This is a genomic window from Pseudomonas sp. LFS074 (genome assembly GCF_047978165.1).
GTDB lineage: Bacteria > Pseudomonadota > Gammaproteobacteria > Pseudomonadales > Pseudomonadaceae > Aquipseudomonas > Aquipseudomonas putida_P.
Map to the genome: position 1 here is coordinate 3,271,215 of NZ_JBFPFV010000001.1, position 23,463 is coordinate 3,294,677.

Annotated in this window: 18 protein-coding genes; 13 read left to right on the top strand and 5 right to left on the bottom strand. The window is 62.6% G+C overall.

The window, feature by feature from the left end:
• The first annotated feature begins 209 nt into the window (after positions 1-209).
• The 5 genes from ACNQP3_RS14960 to ACNQP3_RS14980 are packed head-to-tail and all read left to right on the top strand — an operon-like array spanning position 210 to position 5,087.
• Positions 210-1,547, top strand: coding sequence for a UDP-glucose dehydrogenase family protein (locus ACNQP3_RS14960; RefSeq protein ID WP_060493711.1), 1,338 nt, complete (start codon positions 210-212; stop codon positions 1,545-1,547).
• Positions 1,535-2,509 carry an NAD-dependent epimerase/dehydratase family protein gene (locus ACNQP3_RS14965; RefSeq protein ID WP_012272478.1) on the top strand — a complete coding sequence of 325 codons (975 nt, stop codon included), beginning with the start codon at positions 1,535-1,537 and terminating at the stop codon, positions 2,507-2,509. The genes ACNQP3_RS14960 and ACNQP3_RS14965 overlap by 13 nt, the downstream gene beginning before the upstream one ends.
• 34 nt (positions 2,510-2,543) lie before the next feature.
• The gene (locus ACNQP3_RS14970; protein ID WP_012272479.1) at positions 2,544-3,287 is read left to right on the top strand and encodes a glycosyltransferase family 2 protein; all 744 of its coding nucleotides are present in this window, start codon (positions 2,544-2,546) and stop codon (positions 3,285-3,287) included.
• A complete protein-coding gene (locus tag ACNQP3_RS14975) occupies positions 3,284-3,556 on the top strand; it encodes a lipid-A-disaccharide synthase N-terminal domain-containing protein (RefSeq protein ID WP_012272480.1) in 273 nt (90 codons plus the stop codon). The genes ACNQP3_RS14970 and ACNQP3_RS14975 overlap by 4 nt, the downstream gene beginning before the upstream one ends.
• A gap of 4 nt (positions 3,557-3,560) precedes the next feature.
• A complete protein-coding gene (locus ACNQP3_RS14980) occupies positions 3,561-5,087 on the top strand; it encodes an ArnT family glycosyltransferase (protein WP_069942497.1) in 1,527 nt (508 codons plus the stop codon).
• Here ACNQP3_RS14980 and mqo read toward each other — a convergent pair.
• Positions 5,068-6,633 (bottom strand): malate dehydrogenase (quinone), encoded by a 1,566-nt coding sequence (gene mqo / locus ACNQP3_RS14985; RefSeq protein WP_060514120.1) that lies wholly within the window; start codon positions 6,631-6,633, stop codon positions 5,068-5,070. The two genes, ACNQP3_RS14980 and mqo, sit on opposite strands and share 20 nt — an antisense overlap.
• Before the next feature lie 145 nt (positions 6,634-6,778).
• Between mqo and ACNQP3_RS14990 the strand changes: the two genes are divergently transcribed.
• A complete protein-coding gene (locus tag ACNQP3_RS14990; RefSeq protein WP_012272483.1) occupies positions 6,779-7,999 on the top strand; it encodes a putative DNA modification/repair radical SAM protein in 1,221 nt (406 codons plus the stop codon).
• Positions 7,990-8,838, top strand: a complete 849-nt coding sequence (locus ACNQP3_RS14995; RefSeq protein WP_264316138.1) for a TIGR03915 family putative DNA repair protein — start codon at positions 7,990-7,992, stop codon at positions 8,836-8,838. The genes ACNQP3_RS14990 and ACNQP3_RS14995 overlap by 10 nt, the downstream gene beginning before the upstream one ends.
• A 136-nt stretch (positions 8,839-8,974) precedes the next feature.
• Here the strand turns inward: ACNQP3_RS14995 and ACNQP3_RS15000 are convergent, their stop codons facing one another.
• From ACNQP3_RS15000 to ACNQP3_RS15010, 3 genes are all read right to left on the bottom strand, one after another.
• Positions 8,975-9,946, bottom strand: a complete 972-nt coding sequence (locus tag ACNQP3_RS15000) for a biotin-dependent carboxyltransferase family protein (protein ID WP_060493706.1) — start codon at positions 9,944-9,946, stop codon at positions 8,975-8,977.
• Entirely contained in the window at positions 9,943-10,830 is an 888-nt protein-coding gene (locus ACNQP3_RS15005) for a 5-oxoprolinase subunit B family protein (RefSeq protein ID WP_012272492.1), read from the bottom strand. Before ACNQP3_RS15005 ends, ACNQP3_RS15000 begins: the two co-directional genes overlap by 4 nt.
• A gap of 92 nt (positions 10,831-10,922) precedes the next feature.
• Positions 10,923-11,681 (bottom strand): 5-oxoprolinase subunit PxpA, encoded by a 759-nt coding sequence (locus ACNQP3_RS15010; protein ID WP_012272493.1) that lies wholly within the window; start codon positions 11,679-11,681, stop codon positions 10,923-10,925.
• 120 nt (positions 11,682-11,801) lie between these two features.
• On the opposite strand from ACNQP3_RS15010, the gene ACNQP3_RS15015 reads away from it, so the two are divergent.
• From ACNQP3_RS15015 to ACNQP3_RS15040, 6 genes are all read left to right on the top strand, one after another.
• Positions 11,802-12,719 carry a LysR family transcriptional regulator gene (locus ACNQP3_RS15015; protein WP_012272494.1) on the top strand — a complete coding sequence of 306 codons (918 nt, stop codon included), beginning with the start codon at positions 11,802-11,804 and terminating at the stop codon, positions 12,717-12,719.
• Positions 12,720-12,806: 87 nt separating this feature from the next.
• On the top strand, positions 12,807-14,873 hold the full coding sequence (gene treS / locus ACNQP3_RS15020; RefSeq protein WP_012272495.1) for a maltose alpha-D-glucosyltransferase: 2,067 nt from the start codon (positions 12,807-12,809) through the stop codon (positions 14,871-14,873).
• Positions 14,874-14,962: 89 nt separating this feature from the next.
• Positions 14,963-17,947 carry an autotransporter outer membrane beta-barrel domain-containing protein gene (locus ACNQP3_RS15025; protein ID WP_264316139.1) on the top strand — a complete coding sequence of 995 codons (2,985 nt, stop codon included), beginning with the start codon at positions 14,963-14,965 and terminating at the stop codon, positions 17,945-17,947.
• A 256-nt stretch (positions 17,948-18,203) separates the two neighbouring features.
• On the top strand, positions 18,204-20,360 hold the full coding sequence (locus ACNQP3_RS15030) for a hypothetical protein (RefSeq protein ID WP_264316140.1): 2,157 nt from the start codon (positions 18,204-18,206) through the stop codon (positions 20,358-20,360).
• 133 nt (positions 20,361-20,493) lie between these two features.
• On the top strand, positions 20,494-21,123 hold the full coding sequence (locus ACNQP3_RS15035) for a riboflavin synthase (protein ID WP_060493702.1): 630 nt from the start codon (positions 20,494-20,496) through the stop codon (positions 21,121-21,123).
• Between the two features lie 9 nt (positions 21,124-21,132).
• Entirely contained in the window at positions 21,133-21,834 is a 702-nt protein-coding gene (locus ACNQP3_RS15040) for a YoaK family protein (protein WP_069942491.1), read from the top strand.
• Here ACNQP3_RS15040 and proP read toward each other — a convergent pair whose 3' ends face one another.
• Positions 21,835-23,337, bottom strand: a complete 1,503-nt coding sequence (gene proP, locus ACNQP3_RS15045; RefSeq protein WP_012272500.1) for a glycine betaine/L-proline transporter ProP — start codon at positions 23,335-23,337, stop codon at positions 21,835-21,837.
• Positions 23,338-23,463 lie beyond the last annotated feature (126 nt).

Below are 23,463 nucleotides of genomic sequence, written 5' to 3' on the forward strand. Positions count from 1 at the left end.
GAGGGACATCCGCTCCTGGGAGGCGGTGGTCGGTTCAAGGGTTACGGATCGCGTTGAAACACATGACCGCGAGCCGTCTGTAAGTTTAGATGGTCTCCCCAGGTGAAGTGGCATCGCGGCCGCGCAGCCCACGGAATCATCCGCTGGGTAACAATTCCTAAACAACAATGTGACATTTTTTTTCAGCTTTCTTATCAAGGAGCTGTTAGATGAAAGTCACGGTTTTCGGTACTGGCTATGTCGGCCTCACCCAGGCAGTGTGCCTGGCCCAGGTGGGCCATTCGGTGTTGTGCATGGATGTCGATGCCGAACGAGTTGCCAACCTCAGTGCAGGCCATTGCCCGATCTTCGAGCCCGGCCTTGCGCCGCTGCTGGAGAAAAACCTGGCTTGCGGTCGCCTGCGTTTCACCACGGATGCCAGGGCAGCAGTTCACTTCGCCAGGCTGCAGTTCATCGCAGTCGGCACTCCGCCACAAGCCGATGGCAGCGCCGACCTGAAGCACGTTTTTGCCGTGGTCGACAGCATCCTCGAACATGCCGACGGCGCCAAGGTGATCGTCAACAAATCCACCGCGCCAGTCGGCACGGTGCACCGCATCAAATCGCGTATAGCCCAGGCCGTGGCCGACACCAGTCGTTTCCAGGTCATCAGCAACCCGGAATTTCTCAAGGAAGGCTCGGCCGTGGATGATTGCATGCGTCCGGACCGCATCATCATCGGCGGCGCCGAACCGGCCGAAGTGGAATTGCTGCGCGAGCTGTACCTGCCGTTCAGCCGCAACCGCGAAAAGCTTATGACCATGGATGCGCGCAGCGCCGAGCTGACCAAGTATGCGGCCAACTGCATGCTGGCGACCAAGATCTCCTTCATCAACGAAATCGCCAACCTGGCCGAGTACCTGGGGGCCGATATCGAGATGGTGCGCCGTGGCATCGGCTCCGACCCGCGCATTGGCTATGACTTCATCTACGCCGGTTGCGGCTTTGGCGGCTCGTGCTTCCCCAAGGACTTGCAAGCCCTGCGCCGCAGCGCCGAGGCTGAAGGCTTCGAGCCGCAGTTGCTGCGTGCGGTGGAGTCGGTCAACGAACATCAAAAGGGCCGGTTGTTCAGCAAGATCCAGCGGCATTATCCCGGTGGCCTGCGGGGCAAGGTATTTGCCTTGTGGGGGTTGTCGTTCAAGCCCAACACCAACGACATACGCGAGGCCTCCAGCCGGGTCCTGCTGGAGGCCCTGTGGGCCGCTGGCGCGCGGGTACAGGCCCATGACCCGCAGGCGATGGAAGAAATCCTGCGGCATTACGGCCCGCGCGCCGACCTGCAACTGGTGCCCTGCAAGGACGATGCACTGGAGGGTGCCGATGCGCTGGTAATCATCACCGAGTGGCAGGACTACCGCGTGCTCAACCTGGAAAAAGTGCCGCAACAATTGGCCGACCGAGTGGTATTCGACGGGCGCAACCTGTTCGAGCCCGAGCACATGGCCACCGCCGGCCTCACCTATTACGGTATTGGTCGCGGCCAGGTGCAGCCAGCATGCCCGTACTGATTACCGGCGTGGCCGGCTTCATCGGCTTCCATGTCGCTCGCCGCCTGTGCGAGGCAGGCATCGATGTGGTCGGCATCGACAACCTCAATGCCTACTACAGCGTCGAGCTGAAACTGGCGCGCCTGCAACGGCTGTTCGGCTTCGCCAATTTCCGCTTCCAAACCCTCGATATCGCCAACAGCGCCGACCTGCAACAGCTGTTCGCCAGGCAGGCGTTCAGTGAAGTGATCCACCTGGCGGCCCAGGCCGGGGTGCGCTATTCGCTGGACAACCCTGGCGCCTACGGGCAGGCCAACCTGGTCGGTTTCCTCAACATCCTCGAAGCCTGCCGCCAGCAGCCACCACGCCACCTGATCTACGCCTCCAGCAGCTCGGTGTACGGCGCCAATGCCAAGCTGCCGTTCAGCATCGATGACCCGGTCGAGCAGCCGGTTTCGCTGTACGCCGCCAGCAAGCGTGCCAATGAACTGATGGCGCACAGCTACGCGCACCTGTATCGGATACCAACCACCGGCCTGCGCTTTTTCACCGTCTACGGCCCCTGGGGCCGGCCCGACATGGCGCTGTTCAAGTTCACCCGCGCCATGCTCGAAGGACGGCCGATCGAGGTTTACAACAACGGCCTGATGGGCCGCGACTTCACCTACATCGACGACATCGTCGAAAGCATCGTGCGCCTGCGCCTGAAACCACCCCGGCCGACCGAGGGGCAGCCGCCCTGCCAACTGTTCAACATCGGCCGTGGGCAGCCGGTAAGGCTGCTGCAATTCGTCGAATGCCTGGAAGCCGCCTTGGGCATCAAGGCCCAGCGCGACTACCTGCCGCTACAAGCGGGCGACGTGCTGGAGACCTGGGCCGATGTCGGCTCACTGGCACGCTGGATCGACTACTCCCCAGGCACGTCGCTGGAGCACGGCGTCAACGCTTTCGTTGGCTGGTACCGGGATTTCTACCGGGTTTGATCCACGTAATAACAACATGATCACAGGTAGCCTCATGACAGATCCACTTGACCTCTCGGTACTGATCCCCGCCAAGAACGAGGTCGACAACCTGCCTTCACTGCTGATGGAGATACGCGCTGCACTCACCGCCGAACGCTACGAGGTGCTGGTGGTCGACGACGGCAGCAGCGACCGCACCTTGAGCGTATTGCAGCAACTGAAAAGCCAGGGCTACACGCAATTGCGCATCCTGCGTCACGAACGCTCGCAGGGCCAGAGCACCTCTCTGTGGCATGCCGCCCAGGCGGCCCGCGGCCACTGGTTGGCGACCCTGGATGGCGACGGCCAGAACGACCCGGCGGACATCCCCGGCATGCTGGCCCTGGTGCGTGCCAACCAGGGCCTGGCCGGCGGCGTCAAGCTGGTGGCCGGGCACCGGGTCAACCGGCGTGACAGCGCCAGCAAACGCTGGGCCTCGCGCTTCGCCAATGGCCTGCGCAGCCGCCTGCTCAAGGACGCCACGCCCGACACCGGCTGCGGGCTGAAGCTGATCGAGCGTGCAGCCTTCTTGCGCCTGCCCTACTTCGACCACATGCACCGCTACATTCCGGCACTGATCCTGCGCCACAACGGCCGCATGCTGGTGCACCCGGTCAATCACCGGCCACGCCACGCGGGTGTCTCCAAATACGGCAACCTGGACCGCGCCCTGGTCGGCATCCTCGACCTGATCGGGGTGTGGTGGCTGATCCGCCGAACCCGCCTGGACAGCCACCCGCAGGAGCTTGAAGGATGACCCGCGAAACCCTGTGGCTGATCGTCGGGTTTGCCGGCCAGGCCGTTTTCACCGGGCGTTTCGTGCTGCAGTGGCTGTACAGCGAGTTCAAGCGCCGCAGCGTGATCCCGGTGGGTTTCTGGTACCTGAGCATGCTCGGCAGCGCACTACTGCTGACCTACGCCATCTACCGCCAGGACCCGGTATTCATCATCGGCCAAAGCTTCGGCTTTCTGGTTTACCTGCGCAACCTGCAGCTGATTGCCCGCCATCAGGAACAGAAGGAATAGGCCTTTGCCAAAGTTCAAGACGCTTGCGGCCGAACGCCTGGCCCTGATCGCCCTCGCCGTGTTGTTGGTGGGCGCCGGTATCGGCTGGCGCCAGCCAATGAATGTCGATGAAGAACGCTTTCTCGGCGTGGCCCTGGAAATGCTGCAGAGCGGCACCTGGTTCATCCCGCACCGGGCCGCGGAGATCTACGGCGACAAGCCACCGTTGTTCATGTGGACCGTGGCACTGTTCAGCTACCTGACCGGCTCACCCAAGGTTGCCCTCTATCTGCCAGGGCTGCTGTCGGCGGCGACCATCACCTGGGTGCTGCATGACCTCGGGCGGCGCCTGTGGAACCGGCGCATCGGCGTAATCGCAGCTTTGCTGTTCCTGGCCACCTACCAGAGCTACAGCATCCTGCGCACCGGGCAGATCGACAGTTTTCTGTGCCTGTGGGTGGCGCTCGGCTTCTACGGCATGCTGCGCCACCTGCTGCTGGGGCCCGCCTGGGGCTGGTTCTACCTGGCCTGCGCGGCGATGGGCCTGGGCATCATCAGTAAGGGTGTGGGTTTTGTCCCGGCGCTGATGCTGCTGCCTTACGCCTGGGCAGTACGCCAGCGCTGGCACGGCGTGGTCGCGATGCCGGGCCAGGGATGGCGCTGGAGCCTGGGGCTGCTGTGGTTGTTGGCCGGTTGCGCGGTGTGGCTGCTGCCACTGTTGGTGTCGATCGCCCAGGGCGGTGGCGCGGCAGAGCTGGCCTACCTGAAAGAAATCCTGTTGCGCCAGACCGCCAGCCGCTACGCCAATGCCTGGGACCATCGCGAGCCGTTCTGGTACTTCTTCGTCAAGGTCATCCCCAAGTACTGGCTGCCCCTGATACTGGCCCTGCCCTGGCTGATACCGGCCTGGCGCCGGCAACTGCAAAAACGCGATGGCCGCTTCCTGCTGTTACTCGGCTGGGTGGCGTTGGTGCTGCTGTTTTTCAGCCTCAGCAGCGGCAAGCGCAAGCTCTACATCTTCCCGGCCCTGCCTGGCCTGGTACTGGCCATGGCGCCGCTGGTGCCTTGGCTGCTCAAGCGCTGGTGGCAGCGCCGGCCGGGTTGGCGCAGGGCCTTCACTACCGTAGCCCTGACATGGTTCGCCCTGTGGTTCGCCCGAGGCTTCGTCGAGCCGATCAAGGAAGGCCGCAACCCGCATGACACGCTGATGAGCGACGCCGCTCAAGCCACCGACGGTGCTGAACTGGTGCTGGTCAACTGGCGCGAGGGCCATTGGCTGTTCGCCCGGCAACCCATCGTGCATTTCGGCTTCACGGGCCAACCCAAAGCCGATGCGGCGGCCTACTGGCTGCGCCAGCACCCCTCTGCGTTCGCATTGGTTCCAGCCACCGAGCTGGGCCGCTGTTTCAACGCCGACAAGGCCCGCAAGCTGGGCGAGACCTCGCGGGCCGAGTGGTATGTGGTCGGTGCCGATGCCGACAACGGCCAGTGCCGCGCCACTGCCCCCGACCACGTCTACCACTTCACCTGGGCTAAGGCGCAGGAGGGCTAAGTTGCAGCACCTCGTTGGTATACGCCCACTCCTTTTGCACCTGGTCCGGGTGGTCGTTCAGGCGAATGCCATAGGACGGGATGATTTGCTTGATTTTCGCCTGCCACTCGGGCGAGGCCACCTTGTCCTTGAACACCTTGTTCAGCACATCGAGCATGATGGGCGGTGCGGTCGAAGCACCAGGCGAGGCCCCCAGCAAGCCGGCGATGCTGCCGTCCTTGGACGTCACCACCTCGGTACCGAGCTTGAGCACGCCACCGAGAGCTTCGTCTTTCTTGATGATCTGCACCCGCTGGCCCGCCTGCCACAGCCGCCAATCTTCCTTCTTCGCCTCGGGGAAGTAGGTGCGCAGTGCTTCGAAGCGATCATTGTCGGACTGCAACACCTGGCCGATCAGGTACTGCACCAGGTCGAACTCGCGGACCCCTACCCGCACCATCGGCCAAGCGTTGTGCACGCTGGTACTGGCAAGCAGGTCGAGCAGCGAGCCTTGCTTGAGGAACTTGGTCGAGAATGTGGCGAACGGCCCGAACAGGATCATGCGCTTGCCATCGAGCACCCGGGTGTCCAGGTGTGGCACCGACATGGGCGGCGCACCGGTGGCGGCAATGCCGTAGGCCTTGGCCATGTGCCGCTGGGCGATGGCCGGGTTGTCGGTGACCAGGAACGAGCCGCCGACCGGGAAACCGGCATAGTCCTTGGCTTCGTCGATACCCGACTTCTGCAGCAGCGGTAACGCGGCACCGCCGGCACCAATGAACAGGAACTTGGCATCGGTGGCCGCCTTGCTGCCATCCTTGAGGTTCTTGTACTCGACGTGCCAGGAACCGTCACCGTTGCGGGTAATGTCCTGCACCTCGCTCGACAGCTTGAGGTCGAAGTTCGGTCGGGTCTGCAGATAACCCACGTACTGCCGGGTGATCTCGCCAAAGTTGACGTCGGTGCCAATCGGCGTCCAGGTCACCGCCAGCTTCTGGTTAGGGTCGCGGCCCTCCATCATCAGCGGTACCCACTTGCGAATCTGCTCATGGTCTTCGGAGTACTGCATGGGCTTGAACAGCGGGCTGGCCTGCAGGGCCTCGTAGCGCTTCTTCAAAAAGCGGATATTGTCATCGCCCCAGACAAAGCTCATGTGCGGGGTGGTGTTGATGAACGAATGCGGGTTCTTCAGCACCCCCTGCTTCACCTGCCAAGCAAGGAACTGCCGGGTGATCTGAAACGACTCGTTGATCTCCACCGCTTTGCTGATGTCGATCTTGCCGTCCTTTTCCGGGGTGTAGTTCAACTCAGCCAGGGCCGAATGGCCGGTACCCGCATTGTTCCAGCCGTTGGAGCTTTCTTCAGCCACTTTGTCCAGGCGCTCGACCATCTCCATCGACCAGCCTGGCTCCAATTCGTTGAGCCACACGGCCAAGGTAGAACTCATGATGCCGCCGCCCACCAGCAGCACATCGACCTTTCTGGTTTCCGCAGCCTGGGCATTGAGCATGCCGATTGCCAAGGCCAGCCCGGCCAGCGCCAGTTTCGGCTTGATGGTGATCTTCATAACCTCTCCCGTGCCTCGTGCCTATCCATAAGTTCAGCCACAAGCTTAGCTGACGGATTTGCTCAGGTATGGCCGGCGCACAAGCACTTGCAATCCATCACATCTCAAAATACTGTATGAATATTCAGTATTGCGAGACAGTACCATGCAACTCATTGCCAAACTCGGCATCCTCGCCGACGCCGCCAAGTACGACGCTTCCTGCGCCAGCAGCGGTGCGCCCAAGCGTAACTCGCGCGGTGCCGACAGCCTGGGGGCCACCAATGGCATGGGCATCTGTCACAGCTACACCCCCGACGGCCGTTGCGTATCGCTGCTCAAGGTATTGCTCACCAACTTCTGCCTGTACGACTGCCAGTACTGTGTCAACCGCCGCTCCAGCAACGTGCCACGCGCGCGCTTCAGCCCCGAGGAAGTGGTACGCCTGACCCTGGACTTCTACCGGCGCAACTGCATCAGCGGCTTGTTCCTCAGCTCTGGCATCATCCGCTCGGCGGACTACACCATGGAGCAGCTGATCCGCGTGGCCCGGCTGTTGCGCGAAGAACACAACTTCCGCGGCTACATTCATCTCAAGACAATTCCCGACGCCGACCCGCTGCTGATCGAACAGGCCGGGCGCCTGGCCGACCGCCTCAGCGTCAACATCGAGCTGCCGACCGACGCCAGCCTCAAACGCCTGGCGCCGGAAAAACAGGCGCACACCATTCGCCAGGCCATGGGCGTGATTCACCAAGGCCAGCAAGCCGTGGCCAACGAGCCCAAGGCGCCACGCTTTACCCCGGCGGGGCAAAGCACCCAGGTCATCGTCGGCGCCGACAGCACCGACGACAGCACCTTGCTGCGCAATGCCGAGTCGCTTTACCAGGGCTACGGCCTCAAGCGCGTGTACTACTCCGCCTTCAGCCCGATCCCCGACAGCCCAGGCAGCGTGCCCCTCGCCGCACCTCCGCTGCTGCGCGAACACCGCCTGTATCAGGCCGACTTCCTGCTGCGTGGCTATGGCTACAAGGCTGGCGAGCTGCTGGGCCAGAGCGGTAACCTGGCCCTGGACATCGACCCCAAGCTGGCCTGGGCGCTGGCCAACCGCGAGGTCTTCCCGCTGGATGTGAACCGCGCCGAGCCAGCGTTACTGGCACGCATCCCCGGCATCGGCCTGCGCAGTGTGCAACGCCTGGTCGCCCTGCGCCGGGAACGGCGTATCCGCTATGACGACCTGATCCAGCTGCGTTGCGTGCTGGACAAGGCTCGGCCGTTCATCGTCACCAGCGACTACCGCCCGGCCCAAGCCGAACTGCGCAGCGGCCTGCTAAGGGCGCGTTTGCGTGAGCCGCAAGCACCGGTACAGATGGGGTTATGGGGGTGATCGCGCTCGACTGCGACGACCTGTTCGCCACTTGGCGCGATCAGGCTCGGGTGTTGTTGGGGCATGGCATCGACCCGTCCGAAGTCACCTGGTCGCAAGGTCCGATGGCGGACCTGCTGGCCATGCCGACTGCGCCCCCGGAAGGCCCCGGCCCTTTTCGCGCCAAAGTCCCGGCAGCCTTGCTGAGCCAACTGGAACAGGCCTCCCGCTACCGTGGAGAGCAACGTTGGAACCTGCTGTACGAAGTGCTTTGGCGCGTCGCCCATGGCGACCGCACAGCCATGCTGGCGGGTGACAGGTTGGGCAGTGAGCTGCAACGGCGCATCAAGCAGGTGAGCCGCGAAGCACATCACCTGCATGCGTTCGTGCGCTTCGTGCCGTTGCCTGATGAACTGGTCGCGCATTTGCAGCTGGACCTGGTGGCCTATCACGAGCCGGCGCATGACATTCTGCAAAGTGCCAGCCCGCATTTCGCCGACCGCCTGGGGCGTTTGCGCTGGCTTATCGCTACACCACAGGATGGCATTCGCTTTGACGGTCAAGTGTTCGATTACCAGCGCCAGTGCCCCGAAGCCTGGCGCCAGTGGGCGCGCAACGCCGACGACCCTGGCGCCGAGCTTTGGCGCACGTACTACCGCCATACCTTCAACCCGGCCCGCCTCAACCCGGACGCCTTGCGCCTGCACATGCCCGGGCGGTTCTGGCGGCATTTGCCGGAAGGCATGCTGATACCGCAGCTGGAAGGCTTGGCGCGCCAGGGCAAGCAGCGGGACGGCCAGGCCCTTGAAGTGGCCGCTCAATCCGGCAAGCAAATCAGCATGCACACGCGGTCGGTGTAGGAGCGGCCTTGTGCCGCGATGGTCCGCAAAGCGGGCGCTGATTCCAGCAGCGAGGCTGATCTTTTAGGGCTGCGGCGCAGCCCTACCGCGACGCAAGGCCGCAGCCACAAAAAAGCACCGCGGCTTTGCCTCGACGTCAGGCGAAGAGCCTATCCAGGCAACCAAGCTTCTTCTTGTACGACCGCCGCGCCTCCAGCGCCTGCTCCAGGCTAACCGCCAGGAACCGTGCCTGCTGGTTAGGCTGCATCTGCCCGATCAAATCAAGGTCGGCACTGATCACGGTGCCGATCATGGCGTAACCGCCACCGGACACAGCATCGCGGTGCAGGATGATCGGTTCCAACCCCGCCGGCACCTGGATCGAGCCGATTGGGTAGCAGCTGTCGACGATGTTCGACGGGTCCGACCCAGCACCGAACGGCTGCTCCCGTGGCTGGAAGCTCAAGGCACTGCCGCCTTTGTAGCGATAGCCAATACGGTCCGCCTCGGAGCCGACTGTCCAGGCTTCGGTGAAAAAGCTTTGTGCCGCAGGTGCGGTCAGGCGGTGGAAGTACAGCCCAGGCACCACCCGCAACACCACCTCGCCACCCAGGGCCTGACGCAAGGCCATCGGCAGGCTTGCACCGGCACGGGTCTTGCCGCTGGGCACGCCGACCGGTAGCAGGTCGCCCGCCATCAACTTGCGCCCATGAAAGCCGCCCAAGGCCCCCAGCGCGTAGGTGGAACGGCTACCCAGTACTTCGGGCACGTCGATGCCGCCTGCCACTGCCAGGTAGGCCCGAGCACCTGCGGTAGGAAAACCGAAACGCAACACTTGCCCGGCGCGCACGGCAAACGCCGTATCCGGCCGCTGCTCGCGGCCATCGAGCAACGCGGGCATCTGCGCACCGCAAACGGCCACCAGTGCGTCCTGCTGAAACTCCAGCTCCGGCCCCACCAACGCACATTCCAGGCCCGCAGCGCCGGCCGGGTTGCCCACCAGGTGGTTGGCCGCGCTCAAGGCGTATTGGTCGAGTGCGCCGGACGGTGGGATGCCCAGGTGGTAGTAACCTTCGCGGCCCAGGTCCTGCACGGAAGTCGCGAGGCCGGGTTTGAGCACCTTGATCATACCAGCACCTCCTGCAACGATTTGGGGTAACCGACCGGGTCGGCGAGGAAGGCATCCAGAGAAAACGCCACCGGGCGAATGCGCAGGTCGAAGCGGCCTTCCTCCACATCCGCCACCGCCTGGTCGTAGGCCCGGCGGTCAATGGGCTTGAACTGCACGATGTCGCCCGGGCGGAAGAACACCATGTGGTCCTTCAGGTAGTTCAAGGTTTGCTGCGGGTCGTAGATCGGTGCTGGGGTAACACCGAACATCTGGTAGCCGCCTGCCCCGCGCACCGAGTAGATACAGCCAAAGCAGCCGCCATGGCCCAAGGTGAGCTTCGGCGTGTCGGTACGCGGGCGCAAATACTTGGGCACCTGCAACTGCCGCTCGCGCTCGACCATCTGGAACATGAACGGCAGGCCGGCGACGAAACCGACCATCGACACGAACCACGGCGCGCCGCTGTGCGCGGCGATGAAGGCCTCGACATCGGCCAGGCCGTTGATGCGTGCGGCGTACTCCAGGTCGGTGCTGGCCGGGTCCTGGTGGCGGTCGCGAAATCGCATCAGCGTTTCATGGGTCCAGGGGTCGTTGTACAACACCGGGATCTCGATGATCCGCGTCTGCAACGAACGCTCCGCCACCGCCTGCGCTTCGGCGCCGCGCACGGCCTCAAGCAACGCCTCGGGGGCGATGCGGTCCGGGTCGAAGCGAATCTGGAACGACGCGTTGGCCAGGCACACATCCAGCACGCCATCCAGGGCCAGCCGCTCCACCGCGCGGGTGACGGCCATACCCTTGAAAAAGGCCTCCAGTGACATGCTTTCGCTGACTTCGGCAAACAGGTGCTCGTCGGCGCCGAAGCTGTAGCGGATCGGGGTTGTAGCAAGCGGTTCGGCCATGACTGTTCCTTTTCTTGGAATCTTTATAGAAAGGCAGGCAAAAACAAAATGCACGGGCTGCGGCTTGTCAGTTTGCCGGATGCCCAACGGTTTCAGCGTGGCGCACGCACCACGATGCCGGCCGTATCCAGCGCCTTGCGCGTGGCCTCGACCAGGTCGAGCGCACCTGGGGTGTCACTGTGCAGGCAGATGGAATCGAATTCGATGGCCAGGTCCTGGCCTTCGACGGTGCGTACCACGCCTTGTTGGCAAGCGCGCAAGACGCGCTCGGCGACAGCCTTGGGCTCATACCCCCGCACATTGCGGGTGAACACGATCGACCCGCTCAGGTCGTACTCGCGGTCTGCGTAAAACTCGCGAACCACCGGCTGTCCCAGTTCCTGGGCAATACGGCAGATCACCGAACCCGGCATGCAGTACAGCATCAGCTCGGGCTCGATCACTCGCAGGTTTTCCACCAGCAAACGCGCTGCCTCCTGGTCACGCGCCAAGTGCATGTACAGCGCCCCGTGCGGCTTGATGTGCTGCAGGCGCACGCCTTGGGCGCGGGCAATTTCACGCAGCGCGCCCAGTTGATAGAGCATGTCGTCGACCAACTCCTGCGCCGGAGCATTGATGTGCCGGCGACCGAAACCGACCAGGTCACGAAAGCCTGGGTGCGCCCCTACCGCAACACCCAGGGCCTTGGCGCGCTCGACAGTGCGGCGCATCGTGCCAGGGTCACCGGCATGGAAGCCGGTGGCGATGTTGGCGCTACTGATGTAGCCCATCAGCTCGTTATCGACGCCATCACCGATCGTCCAGGGGCCAAAGCCCTCACCCATGTCCGAATTGAAATCCACTGCTTGCATGACGGCATCTCCTGGCACTTGTGACTGCATGCATGCCACGTTAGATTCTCTGTACCCCCTTGGGAAGATCTATAAACAGATAGGGTGTCTTCTGAAAAACAGATACACCGGGAGCCTACCGTGTCACTGACCCTGCGCCAGGTCCGCTACTTCGTCGCCACCGCCGAAATCGGCCAGATTTCCCAAGCGGCGATTCACTTGAACATCTCCCAGTCGGCTGTGACCACGGCCATCAAGGAGCTTGAAGCGATGCTCGGCGTGCTGTTGTTCCAGCGCTCGGCCCAAGGCATGAGCCTGACCGAGGCCGGCCGGCACTTTCTGAACCGCGCCTACGTCATCCTGCGCAGTGTCGACGACGCGCTGAACAGCCCGCTACCGGACGTGCGCGCCAGCGGCCTGTTGCGCCTGGCGGCCAGTTACACAGTGATCGGCTACTTCCTGCCGCACCACCTGCAACGCCTGGAGCACTGGCACCCGGACGTAACCCTGGAGCTGTACGAGCAGGAGCGCAGCGCTATCGAGCAAGGCCTGCTGGAGGGGCGTTTCGACATGGCGGTGGTACTCACCGCCAACCTCACCCACCCCGACATCGTCTCGGAAACCCTGTTCAACTCCGAACGCCGGCTGTGGCTGCCCGGGCATCACCCGTTGTGCGAACGCTCGGCAGTGAGCCTGGCCGATGTGGCCTGTGAGCCGTTCATCCTGCTGACTGTCGATGAGGCCGAGCAAAGTGCCATGCGCTACTGGGAACAGGCCGGGCAACGGCCCAGTGTACGGGTACGCACCAGCTCGGTGGAGGCCGTGCGCAGCATGGTCGCCAACGGCAGCGGCGTGGCGATCCTGTCGGACCTGGTGCACCGGCCTTGGTCGCTTGAGGGCAAGCGTATCGAGACGGTCACCATCAGTGACCCGGTCACACCAATGAGCGTGGGCCTGGCCTGGCACCGGGAGCGCGCGTTCAGCCCGGCGATGCAGGCCGTGCGCAACTACTTCCACGATGCGTTTCTGGCGCCGCAACAATTGTCGGCTCGGCGCTGATGAAGGCAAAACCGATCGCAAGCCGAACGATCAGCCGCCACAACCGTCCTAAGCTGAGCCGGTGCCGACACGCAAAGAGGACGCGCAATGACCCAGCCCGACCCGTCATACGTCAAATGGCTCGAAGACCGCGCCATGCTCAAGGCCTCTCAGGCGCGCGCCAGCCTGTATTCAGGCCAGTCACGCCTGTGGCAACAACCCTATGCCGAGGCCCAGCCCCGGCGCGCCACCGAAATCGCCTCGGTGTGGCTGACCGTCTACCCTGACGCCATCATCGCCCCCGAGGGTTGCTCGGTGCTGGGTGCCCTGGCCCACGAAGCGCTGTGGAAGCGCCTGTCGGAAATCGGCGTACAGGGCCTGCACACCGGCCCGATCAAGCGCTCCGGGGGTATCCGCGGCCGCGAACTCACCCCCAGCGTGGATGGCAACTTCGACCGCATCAGTTTCGACATCGACCCGCTGTACGGCAGCGAGCAGGAGTTGATCCAGATGAGCCGCATGGCCGCCGCGCACAATGCCGTGACCATTGACGACCTGATCCCCTCGCACACCGGCAAGGGGGCCGACTTCCGCCTCGCCGAGCTTGCCCACGGCCCCTACCCTGGGCTGTACCACATGGTCGAGGTGCGCGAAGAAGACTGGCCGCTACTGCCCGAGGTGCCCGTCGGCCGCGACGCGGTCAACCTGCTGCCAGCTCAGTGCGACGAGCTCAAGGCCCGCCACTACATCGTCGGCCAGTTGCAACGGGTCATTTTCTTCGAGCCGGGCGTCAAGGAAACCGACTGGAGCGCCACGCCGCCGGTCACAGGCGTCGACGGCAAGACCCGGCGCTGGGTGTACCTGCACTACTTCAAGGAAGGCCAACCGTCGCTGAACTGGCTGGACCCGACCTTCGCCGCCCAGCAGATGATCATTGGCGACGCGCTACACGCCCTGGATTGCCTGGGTGCGCGCGGCTTGCGCCTGGACGCCAACGGCTTTCTCGGCGTGGAAACGCGCGCCAGCGGCACCGCCTGGTCGGAAAGCCATCCGCTGTCGATCGTCGGCAACCAGTTGATCGGCGGCATGATCCGCAAGGCCGGTGGTTTCAGCTTCCAGGAGCTCAACCTGACCCTTGATGACATTGCGCAGATGTCCAAGGGCGGTGCCGACCTGTCCTACGATTTCATTACCCGGCCGGCCTATCAGCATGCGCTGTTGACCGGCGACACCGCGTTCCTGCGCCTGATGCTCAAAGAAATGCATGCCTTCGGCATCGACCCGGCCTCGCTGATCCATGCCCTGCAGAACCACGACGAGCTGACGGTGGAACTGGTGCACTTCTGGACCCTGCATGCCCACGACATGTACCTGTACAAAGGCCAGACCCTGCCTGGCAGCATCCTGCGCGAACACATCCGCGAAGAGATCTACGAACGGCTGTCGGGCGAACATGCGCCCTACAACCTGCGTTTCGTCACCAATGGCATCGCCTGCACCACCGCCAGCCTGATCGCTGCCGCACTGGGCATTCGCGACCTCGAGCAGATTGGCACGGCTGACATCGAACTGATCCAGAAGGTGCACCTGCTGCTGGTCATGTACAACGCCATGCAGCCCGGGGTGGTCGCATTGTCTGGCTGGGACTTGGTCGGCGCCCTGCCCTTGCCCGCCGAAGCCGTGGCCGAGCGCATGCTCGATGGCGATACCCGCTGGATTCACCGGGGCGGCTATGACCTTGCCGGGCTTGACCCGCAAGCCGAGGCGTCAGTGCGTGGCATGCCGCGTGCACGGGCACTGTACGGCAGCCTCGACAGCCAGCTGGAAGCGGTTGATTCGTTTGCCTGCAAAGTGAAGAAACTGCTAGCGGTACGCCAGGCCTATGGCATTGCCACCAGCCGTCAGGTGCTGGTACCCGAGGTCATCAGCCCGGGGCTGCTGGTGATGGTGCATGAGCTGCCAGCCGGGCGCGGCATCCAGATCAGTGCGTTGAACTTTGGCCATGAAACGATTGCCGAGGAGCTGCTGTTGGACGGGTTCACGCCTGGGCCGGTGGTGGACATGATCAACGAAACGGTCGAAGGCGACTTGAGCGAAGATGGGCGGTTGATGGTGAACCTGGACCCGTACGAGGCGCTGTGCCTGCGCATCGTCAACAGTAGCGGACATGTGTAATTGGCGATGAAAACAGCCACCCGATCAATCAAATCGTAATATCGAATGGCCATATTGGGCGCCCCTGAACACTCACCCATGGTCGCCCAATGCATTTCACGCCCAACCGCCTGGCCCTGTGCATCGCCCTGGCCTGTGCTGCCTTCGCCCCCAGCGCCTTTGCCAAGGATTACCTGATCGACCGCGCCAGCACCGACACCCTGGAGCTGAAAAAGTCCGACACCTTGATAGTGACGGCCAGTGGCAGCATCGTGGCCAGTGACGACGACGGCGTGATTTTGCCCAAGCACACCAGTGGTGCAACGGTGAGCGTCGATAACGCCGGCATCATCCGCTCAACCGATGGCCGTGGCATTGACAGCAAGGGCGACGGCGAAGACCTCAGCCACTTCGTCATCACCAACCACGCCGGGGGGCTGATCCAAGGCAGCAACGACGGCTTGCGCTTGCAGACCAACCCTGCCGCCGGCGGTAGCCTGAGCATCATCAACGCGGGCACCATCGCGTCCACCGTCGACGGCCAGGCCATCGACCTCGAAACGCTGAACAATCCAGCGTTCACCACCACCCTGGAGAACCAGGCCACAGGCGTGATCCACGCCGTAGGCAACGACGCGATCAAGACCGGCTCCAACGCCACGATCACCAACTACGGGCTGATCTACACCGACACCGCGCCACAGGACAAGAACGGCCTGGACCAGAAGTGGGACGGCATCAAGATCGGCACTTCTACCGGGGTCACCGTGTACAACCACGGCACCATCAGCGCCGACCGCCACGGCGTCGACCTGAAGACCGATGCCACGCTGTACAACTACGAGGGCGCCAGCGTTACCGGGCGCAACGGTTCGGGTTTCGGCTCCGACGGCAGCGGCACGGTGTACAACTGGGGCACCATCACCGGTGCCATCGCCGACGGCAAGATCAATGGCGACGGCGATGGCGTCGATATCGACAACATCGGCCATGTATACAACGCCGGCACCATCCAGGGTTTGGGCGCCAAGGGCGTCGACAGTGGTGGCCGGCCAAATGGCAGCGAAGGCATTGCCATGGGCGGTGGCAGCATCGTCAATACCACCAGTGGGGTCATTCGCAGTGTCGACAACGGCATCCTGGTCGATGACGGCGCCGAAGGTGCCGGTGTGGCCGCGACCACTATCAGCAACGCCGGACGCATCGAGGGCGAAGGCGGCTTTGGCATCAAGCTGATCGGCGAGTACGACGACAGCGTGATCAACAGCGGGACTATCAGCGGTGGCAACGGCCTTGCGCTGAGCATGGGTGCCGGCAACGACAGCCTCACCGTGCTGACTGGTGGCACGTTCAACGGCCTGGTCGATGGCGGTGCTGGCATCGACAGCCTGACCCTGAACGGCACTGGCAACTTCGGCAACAGCGCCAACTTCGAAACCTTGAAGGTCAGCGGCGGCAGTTGGACCCTGACCAGCCTCGAAGACTTCAGCCAAGGTGGCGTGGTGAACTCGGGCGCCACGCTGATCAATCAGGGCAGCATCCTCGGCTCGATGTTGATTGAAAAAGGCGCCACGTATGCCGGTGGCGGGTCGGTCGGCGGGCTGCAAGTGAACGGCACCCTGCTCACCAACACCGGCCTGGGCGTCGCCGCCGTTGCGGGGGACCTGGGCTTTGGCCAGGGTTCAAGCCTGGTGTATGGCGTCAACGCTGACGGCAGCAGTGCACCGATCCATGTCAGCGGTACTGCCAACCTCGATGGCGCCACGTTGCATGTGCAGCCAAGCGCCGGCGAATACCCGTGGCAGAGCCACTACACCGTGCTGACCGCCGGTGCCGTGAACGGCACCTTCACCCAAGTCAGCAGCGACTATGCCTTCCTCACCCCTACCCTGCGCTACAACAACACCTCGGTAGGTCTGGACTACACCCGCAACGACGTAGCCTTCGAGCACTATGCACCGTCCGCCAACGCGGCTGTCGCCGCGCGCAGCCTGGCCAGCCTCGGGCAGAACAGCAACCTGTACAACGCCGTGCTCGGTACCACCGCAGCCGGTGCCGGCAATGCCATCGAGCAGCTGTCCGGCAGCAATACCGCCAACCTCGCGGCCGCCACCCTGGCTGGCGCGTTGCAGGTCGGCAGCAGCATGCTCGGCGCGATGCAGGCAATGGGCAGCGCTGGCGGCCTGCTGGTTGGCCTGAACGACAGCGACGGCCCGGCGCTGGCCGCCACCGGCGTGCCGCGTGAAGCGCGCAGCCTCAACGACCCGACTGCCCAGGGGCGCGTCTGGGCACAGGCGCTGGGCAGCTACGGCAAGGTCGATGGCAGCCATGGCGCCAGCACACTGGAGCAGCGTACCGGCGGTGGTGTGCTGGGCGTCGACTGGGCGTTGGCTGGTGACTGGCGCGTGGGCCTGCTGGGTGGCTACTCGCACACCCGCCTGGACGCCACTGGCCTGGATGGCACGGTGCGCAGCTGGCACGCTGGCGTCTACGCCCAGCATCAGAGCGGCCCACTGGCCGTGCGCCTGGGTGCGGCGTACAGCAGCCACGACGGCGACAGCAAGCGCGACGTGGCGTTTGCCGGTTTCAAAGAGCGCCTCAAGGGTGACTACGACGCCGACAGTCAGCAGGCCTTCATCGAGCTGGGTTACGCCATGGGCAGCGGTCGCCTGAGCGCCGAGCCGTTCGCCAACCTCGGCTACCAGCGCTACCACCGCGACAATTACCGGGAACAAGGCGGCGATGCGGCGCTGGCCGTGGACGCCGATACCCAGGACAACGTTAGCAGCACCTTCGGTGTGCGCCTGGCGCACCTGGGGCAGCTGGACAACGGCATGAGCCTGACGCCACGGGCGACCCTGGGCTGGCGGCACACTTACGGCAGCATCGATACCCGCACGCGGCAGGCGTTTATCGCAGGGGGTGATGCGTTCAGTGTCGAAGGCAGTGCGATCGACCGCGACAGCTTGCTGGTCGAGGCCGGGCTGGACCTGGGGCTGAGTGCGCGGCAAAGCGTAGGCATCGGGTATAGCGGTGAACTGGGCAGCAACAGCCGTAACCATGCGGTGGTTGGGCAGTGGCAGTTGAAATTCTGATTTCAGAGTACGGTCACTGCGTACGGCAGTGGCCTTGCCCACTATTCGTACAGTCAACATTGCGCTTGAGAATTTCTGGTTTTGGTTTGTCTGCACAGTGTCCGTGACCTAATGTGATGGCAGTCGCCAGGCCATCTACCCCCTCAAAAGTCGGCATTGCTGAGCGCCCCAGTGAGAGAAAATCGGTACGCGAAGATTTTCCCCTGGCAACAAGCGCTCGATAAACCAGTAATTCGATGGAGCTGAATACAGGCACATGTACACACTGACTGCAATGTACAGCGTACCAAGCGTGAATTGGCAACAATTGCCATGCGAGCAACCCGCTTCGTGCATGAGCGGTTGCCGTACTGCGAACAACGATAATTGTGTCTGCCAGCAAATGCGCGAGGCACTCGACCGCTATGCGGGCTTGTTCGCCAAGCTGCTCACGCCGCAGGTGTCACTATGGGGCATGCGCTGGGGTGAGCCCTACCATGTGGACTTTGTTACACGGAGCAGAACGGCAAGCTATTTCACCCTGTTGCCCATCAGCAATAGATTGATAAGCGGCACGGCAGTGGTACCAAATTATGAAACCTGCACATTGGAACCGACTTACAACACGCTCACATTCAGGGACTTAGACCTCGACATCTGGGCGCAATCCTTCATGTCCGCATTCGACGATTTCCTCGCATTGATGACCAACGGCGCACCCACCTCGTTCGACGATACCGTCTATCAGCGGCTTGTAACGTTGAAGGAAACCCTTGCCAAAGTGCTTGCCACAGGTGTCGCTCCGGTTTTCGCCATGCAGTCAGACGGCGACCTGAGCGCCGCACGGGATCAGTTTGAGCAGCATGTGCAAACGTCGTTCTCAAATGCGTATCTGCATGCCTCGATTGTACAAATACCAGCCGCTGTCAGCACGCCGGTTCCATTGCGAGCTGAATCGAGCGTCCCGCGTTTCATAGGTACACTCATGGAGTTTGGCTATACGCACTCGCATGGAAATCGTTGTGTACTGGGTCACCAGGCTGGTCCCCAGTTCACAACGATGTCCATGCTTGAAGTACCAATGCCTAGGCGGGAATTCCCTCATCAACCGTCGCTGTTGAGTCAACGAGCAAAACTGTCCCACGAGGCGCGTGTCCAGGCCTCTGCCTGCACAGCGCTGCAGTGGAGTTATGAGGCGCAAGTGGAGTTGCCCGCACACGGTGCTCAAGACCAGCTTTGGGTAAGACTGGCCTACAACAAGCCAATCGATGAGCCGCTACAGGATTGCGACTCAACTGACATAGGTGATCACCAGGAAATGTTTGCCGCGCTTGCGTCATTCAATGTTGCCTGGCCGGTCTTGTGGCCACAGATGCAGGCATTGCAACAAGAGGCATCAGAACGGCATACCGATGGTCCCGCAAAGCAACGGGTAACTACTGCATTGCTGAATCAGTTTGAACACGTCATCCAAACATGGGCTAACTGGCGTTGGCCCACATGCGCAACTGTGCCGAGAGCGTCAACGGCTCCTCCTCCCGCTGATCAGGCAAGCGCTCTGTATGTTTTGGATTTCGCGTGCGCCTCCAATGGGCGCAAGACGCTGCGCCTGTTCGCTCAAAGCTCACAAGTGGAGGCAGGGTGTGGCCTTTCGAAGATGGGCTGGCCAACCATCAATGGCCAACACCCCTGCGGCGTAGCGTTTGCAGGTGAAGTAGCGGCACTCAATAACGACTCATGCTGGTATGTGGCACAGTACGATGATCAAGCGCTTTCAGCGATGGACGAGCCTTCCTTCGAATTCGTCTGGGCGAATATCGATATCGGAACATACCAGAGTGCTTGCTCGACCTGGTGGATGGTGCGAAACGCGAATCTTGAAGGTTCTGCGGGGGCGCGGACCAACTCAGCCTTGGTCTATCAGTCGCCGGCATCTGCTTTCAGCGCTCCCGTTGTGCCAAATATCATCCTACCAAGCCGCCAGTTCGCCTGCGATGGCAACTTGTTCACTGCTATCGAGCTTGCCTTGACGCCGTTCGCCAATGCAAGCCGTGCACGGCCCCGGGAATGTTGCCTCAGTATAGCCATGGGTTTGCGCTCTCAGATTACCGCCCCCAGTGCTGCTGCATTGGACGCTTGGTGCGAGGTTCCGATTCTGCTGGTAGACAATGTGAGTATTGCGAACGGTGACTCTGAAACTATCGCCGACAACGCCCACTCTTTTGCCACGCTGGTCGAGCAATTGGCGGATGGATTCATGCAGTGGTTCAATCACACGACCCCATCCTCAAAAAGCGCAATGTTAAAACTAGACGTCACGCTGTATTTCAACCTGAACGAAGTGTGGTTGCCAATTGCATCCGCGCCTGAACTACTTATCAGTATTCCTGCGGATGGAACGTTGTCCCGCCGAGGGGCTGGTTCTCACGCATGACTGCACGGAGGGAAGCCAGGCGGGGGCTTTTACAAATTGGCAGTAGCAAAGCAAGGTCGTGCGAAGCCTTGCATTTACAGCGCTACGGGCATAGCGTTCGGGTGTTTTCTTTTCCGCGCCCAGGAGCAACTCCATGTACACCGGCATCGTCCAGGCCGTCCGCCCTCTGCTTGATGTGACCACCTACCCGGGCCACAACCAGTTCACCATCGACCTCACCCCAGAACTGCTCGAAGCGCTGAAGATCGGCGCCAGCGTCAGCGTCGAAGGCACTTGCCTGTCGGTCACCGAAATCGACGGCAGCCAGGTCAGGTTCGACGCCATGACCGCTACCCTCGAACGCACCAACCTGCGTAACTTCAAGGCAGGCCAAGGGGTGAACATCGAACGTTCAGCGAAGATGAACGCCGAAGTTGGCGGCCACCTGATGGCTGGCCACATCGCCACCACTGCCGAAATCGTCGAGCTGTCGATCAAGGAAACCGGCGCCTTCATCAAGTTCCGCATGCCGCCGGAATGGGGCAAGTACGTGTTTGCGCGTGGTTTCATCGGGGTCAATGGCTGCAGCCTGACCGTCGCTGATGTGGAGGACAACGTCATCACCATCAACCTGATCCCGGAAACCCTGCGTCAGACCACCTTCGCCAGCTACAAGGCCGGCGAGCTGCTAAACATCGAGGTCGACCACCAGACCATGGTGCTGGTCGATGTGGTGGAGCGCACCATCAAAGGCACCCTGGCCCGCGAAAAACAGCTGCCTTGAGGCCTGCACATGCTGCCTAACGCCCTCACCGCGCGCACGGCCAAGCGTTTACGCCTGCAAGTACTGCGTGGCCGCGTCGGCCTCGGCCTGGTCGCCGCGCTGTCGGTGCTGGCCGGCATGACCGATGCCATTGGCCTATTGGCACTGGGCGACTTCGTGTCGTTCATGAGTGGCAACACCACACGCCTGGCAGTGGCCATCAGTGAGGCAGATCTGGCCCTGGTGCTGCGCCTGAGTGGCGCAGTGCTGGGTTTTGTCGCGGGCAATGCATTGGGCGTGCTGATGGCGCGTGGTTTGGGCCGTCGGGCCTGGCCGGTGCTGCTGGTGGTTGCCGCACTGCTGGCGTTCGCGGCAGCGTGGCCATTGCCAGCCACCTTCCCGGCGCTGTTGGCCGCAACGCTGGCCATGGGCATGATCAATGCTGTGGTCGAACAGGTGAATGGCCTGCCCATCGGCCTGACCTACGTGACCGGCGCCCTGTCGCGTTTCGGCCGTGGCCTGGGGCGCTGGCTGCTGGGTGAGCGGCGCAACGGCTGGCGGGTGCAGCTGGTGCCTTGGGCCGGCATGCTGCTGGGGGCTGCGCTCGGCGCCTGGTTGCAACAACACCTGGGCCTGCAGGCCTTGGCCGGCAGTTGCGCGCTGGCCTGCCTGCTGGCCCTGGTGTCGCGGTTCATCCCGCGCGCCTGGCAGCGTGGCTACATGCCGCGCTGATCATTCGATGCGCGGGTGCTGCTGGGCCAGCGTCTCGCGCTTGGCTTCCAGTTCGGCGATTTGCGCATCGATGTCCTCGATCTTCTGCTCGATGTTGTCGTGGTGCTCCTGCAGCAGCTCACGCGCTTCCTCGATGTCCGATGCCGCCGGTGCTGCGCCGCGCAGCGGCTTGTTGGCGGTTTCCTTCATGGTCAGGCCGGTCAGCAGGCCAATGGCGGCGATTACCATCAGGTAGTAGGCCGGCATGTAGAGGTCGCCGGTACTCTCCACCAGCCAGGCGGCGAGGGTCGGGGTAAGCCCGGCTATCAGCACCGAAATGTTGAATGCAGCGGCAAGGGCGCTGTAGCGGATGTGCGTAGGGAACATCGCTGGCAACGTGGAGGCCATCACGCCGATGAAAAAGTTCAGCAGCACAGCAATGATCAGCAGCCCGGCGAAAATCACCCCCAGCACGCCGCTGTTGATCAACATGAATGCCGGAATGGCCAGGGCGAACAGGCCAACACTGCCAACGATGATGAATGGCCGACGGCCAAACTTGTCGCTGAGCAGGCCGATCATCGGCTGCACGAACAGCATGCCGACCATGATCGCGATGATGATCAGCACACCATGGTCTTCGCTGTAGTGCAGGTTGTGCGACAGGTAGCTGGGCATGTAGGTGAGCAGCATGTAGTAAGTGACGTTGGTGGCGATTACCACACCAATGCAGGTCACCAGGCTGCGCCAGTGCTGGGTAGCCACCTCCTTGAACGACACCTTGGGCCCAGAAGCCAGGCCTTCACGGTCGCCCTGCTCCAGCTTGTCGACATGCTGCTGAAACGCGGGTGTCTCTTCCAGCGCATGGCGCAGGTAAAGGCCGATGATGCCCAGCGGCAGGGCCAGGAAGAACGGCAGCCGCCAGCCCCATTCAAGGAACTTCTCTTCACCGAGAATGGTGGATATCAGCACCACCACTCCAGCACCTAGCACAAACCCGGCAATCGAGCCGAAGTCCAGCCAGCTACCGAGAAAACCGCGCTTGCGGTCAGGGGCGTATTCGGCAACGAAGATCGAGGCACCGGTGTACTCGCCCCCCACTGAAAAACCCTGGGCCATCTTGGCCAGCAACAACAGTATCGGCGCCCAGATGCCGATGCTGGCGTAGGACGGTATAAGGCCGATGGCGAAGGTGCTGAGCGACATGATCACGATGGTCGCAGCGAGGATTTTCTGCCGCCCGAACTTGTCGCCCAAGGCGCCGAAGAACAACCCGCCCAATGGCCGGATCAGGAACGGCACCGAGAAGGTGGCCAGGGCCGCGATCATCTGCACGCTGGGGTCGGCATTGGGGAAGAACACCTTGCCCAGGGCGTAGGCGACGAAGCCGTACACGCCAAAGTCGAACCACTCCATGGCGTTACCCAGCGCAGCGGCGGTGATCGCCTTCTTCATCTTGGCGTCGTCGACGATGGTGATGTCCTTCAGGCCGATTGGCTGGACGCTTTTCTTGCGAGGTTTCATACCCGTATCCCTGTCGATGAATGCTCTAAGGGATCAGATACAACGGGACACTAAATAATTCAGCGCTTACTGATTTTTTGTGCATTGGCATAAAAAAGCCGCTGCAATAGCAGCGGCATTTGTTTG

Coding starts and splice junctions, on each gene's coding strand:
- ACNQP3_RS15040 (WP_069942491.1), top strand. CDS start 21,133: ATGCTGCCTAACGCCCTCACCGCGCGCACGGCCAAGCGTTTACGCCTG.
- treS (WP_012272495.1), top strand. CDS start 12,807: ATGACCCAGCCCGACCCGTCATACGTCAAATGGCTCGAAGACCGCGCC.
- ACNQP3_RS14960 (WP_060493711.1), top strand. CDS start 210: ATGAAAGTCACGGTTTTCGGTACTGGCTATGTCGGCCTCACCCAGGCA.
- ACNQP3_RS14995 (WP_264316138.1), top strand. CDS start 7,990: ATGGGGGTGATCGCGCTCGACTGCGACGACCTGTTCGCCACTTGGCGC.
- proP (WP_012272500.1), bottom strand. CDS start 23,337: ATGAAACCTCGCAAGAAAAGCGTCCAGCCAATCGGCCTGAAGGACATC.
- ACNQP3_RS15035 (WP_060493702.1), top strand. CDS start 20,494: ATGTACACCGGCATCGTCCAGGCCGTCCGCCCTCTGCTTGATGTGACC.
- ACNQP3_RS15010 (WP_012272493.1), bottom strand. CDS start 11,681: ATGCAAGCAGTGGATTTCAATTCGGACATGGGTGAGGGCTTTGGCCCC.
- ACNQP3_RS15005 (WP_012272492.1), bottom strand. CDS start 10,830: ATGGCCGAACCGCTTGCTACAACCCCGATCCGCTACAGCTTCGGCGCC.
- mqo (WP_060514120.1), bottom strand. CDS start 6,633: ATGAAGATCACCATCAAGCCGAAACTGGCGCTGGCCGGGCTGGCCTTG.
- ACNQP3_RS14975 (WP_012272480.1), top strand. CDS start 3,284: ATGACCCGCGAAACCCTGTGGCTGATCGTCGGGTTTGCCGGCCAGGCC.
- ACNQP3_RS15030 (WP_264316140.1), top strand. CDS start 18,204: ATGTACACACTGACTGCAATGTACAGCGTACCAAGCGTGAATTGGCAA.
- ACNQP3_RS15025 (WP_264316139.1), top strand. CDS start 14,963: ATGCATTTCACGCCCAACCGCCTGGCCCTGTGCATCGCCCTGGCCTGT.
- ACNQP3_RS15000 (WP_060493706.1), bottom strand. CDS start 9,946: ATGATCAAGGTGCTCAAACCCGGCCTCGCGACTTCCGTGCAGGACCTG.
- ACNQP3_RS14990 (WP_012272483.1), top strand. CDS start 6,779: ATGCAACTCATTGCCAAACTCGGCATCCTCGCCGACGCCGCCAAGTAC.
- ACNQP3_RS14965 (WP_012272478.1), top strand. CDS start 1,535: ATGCCCGTACTGATTACCGGCGTGGCCGGCTTCATCGGCTTCCATGTC.
- ACNQP3_RS14970 (WP_012272479.1), top strand. CDS start 2,544: ATGACAGATCCACTTGACCTCTCGGTACTGATCCCCGCCAAGAACGAG.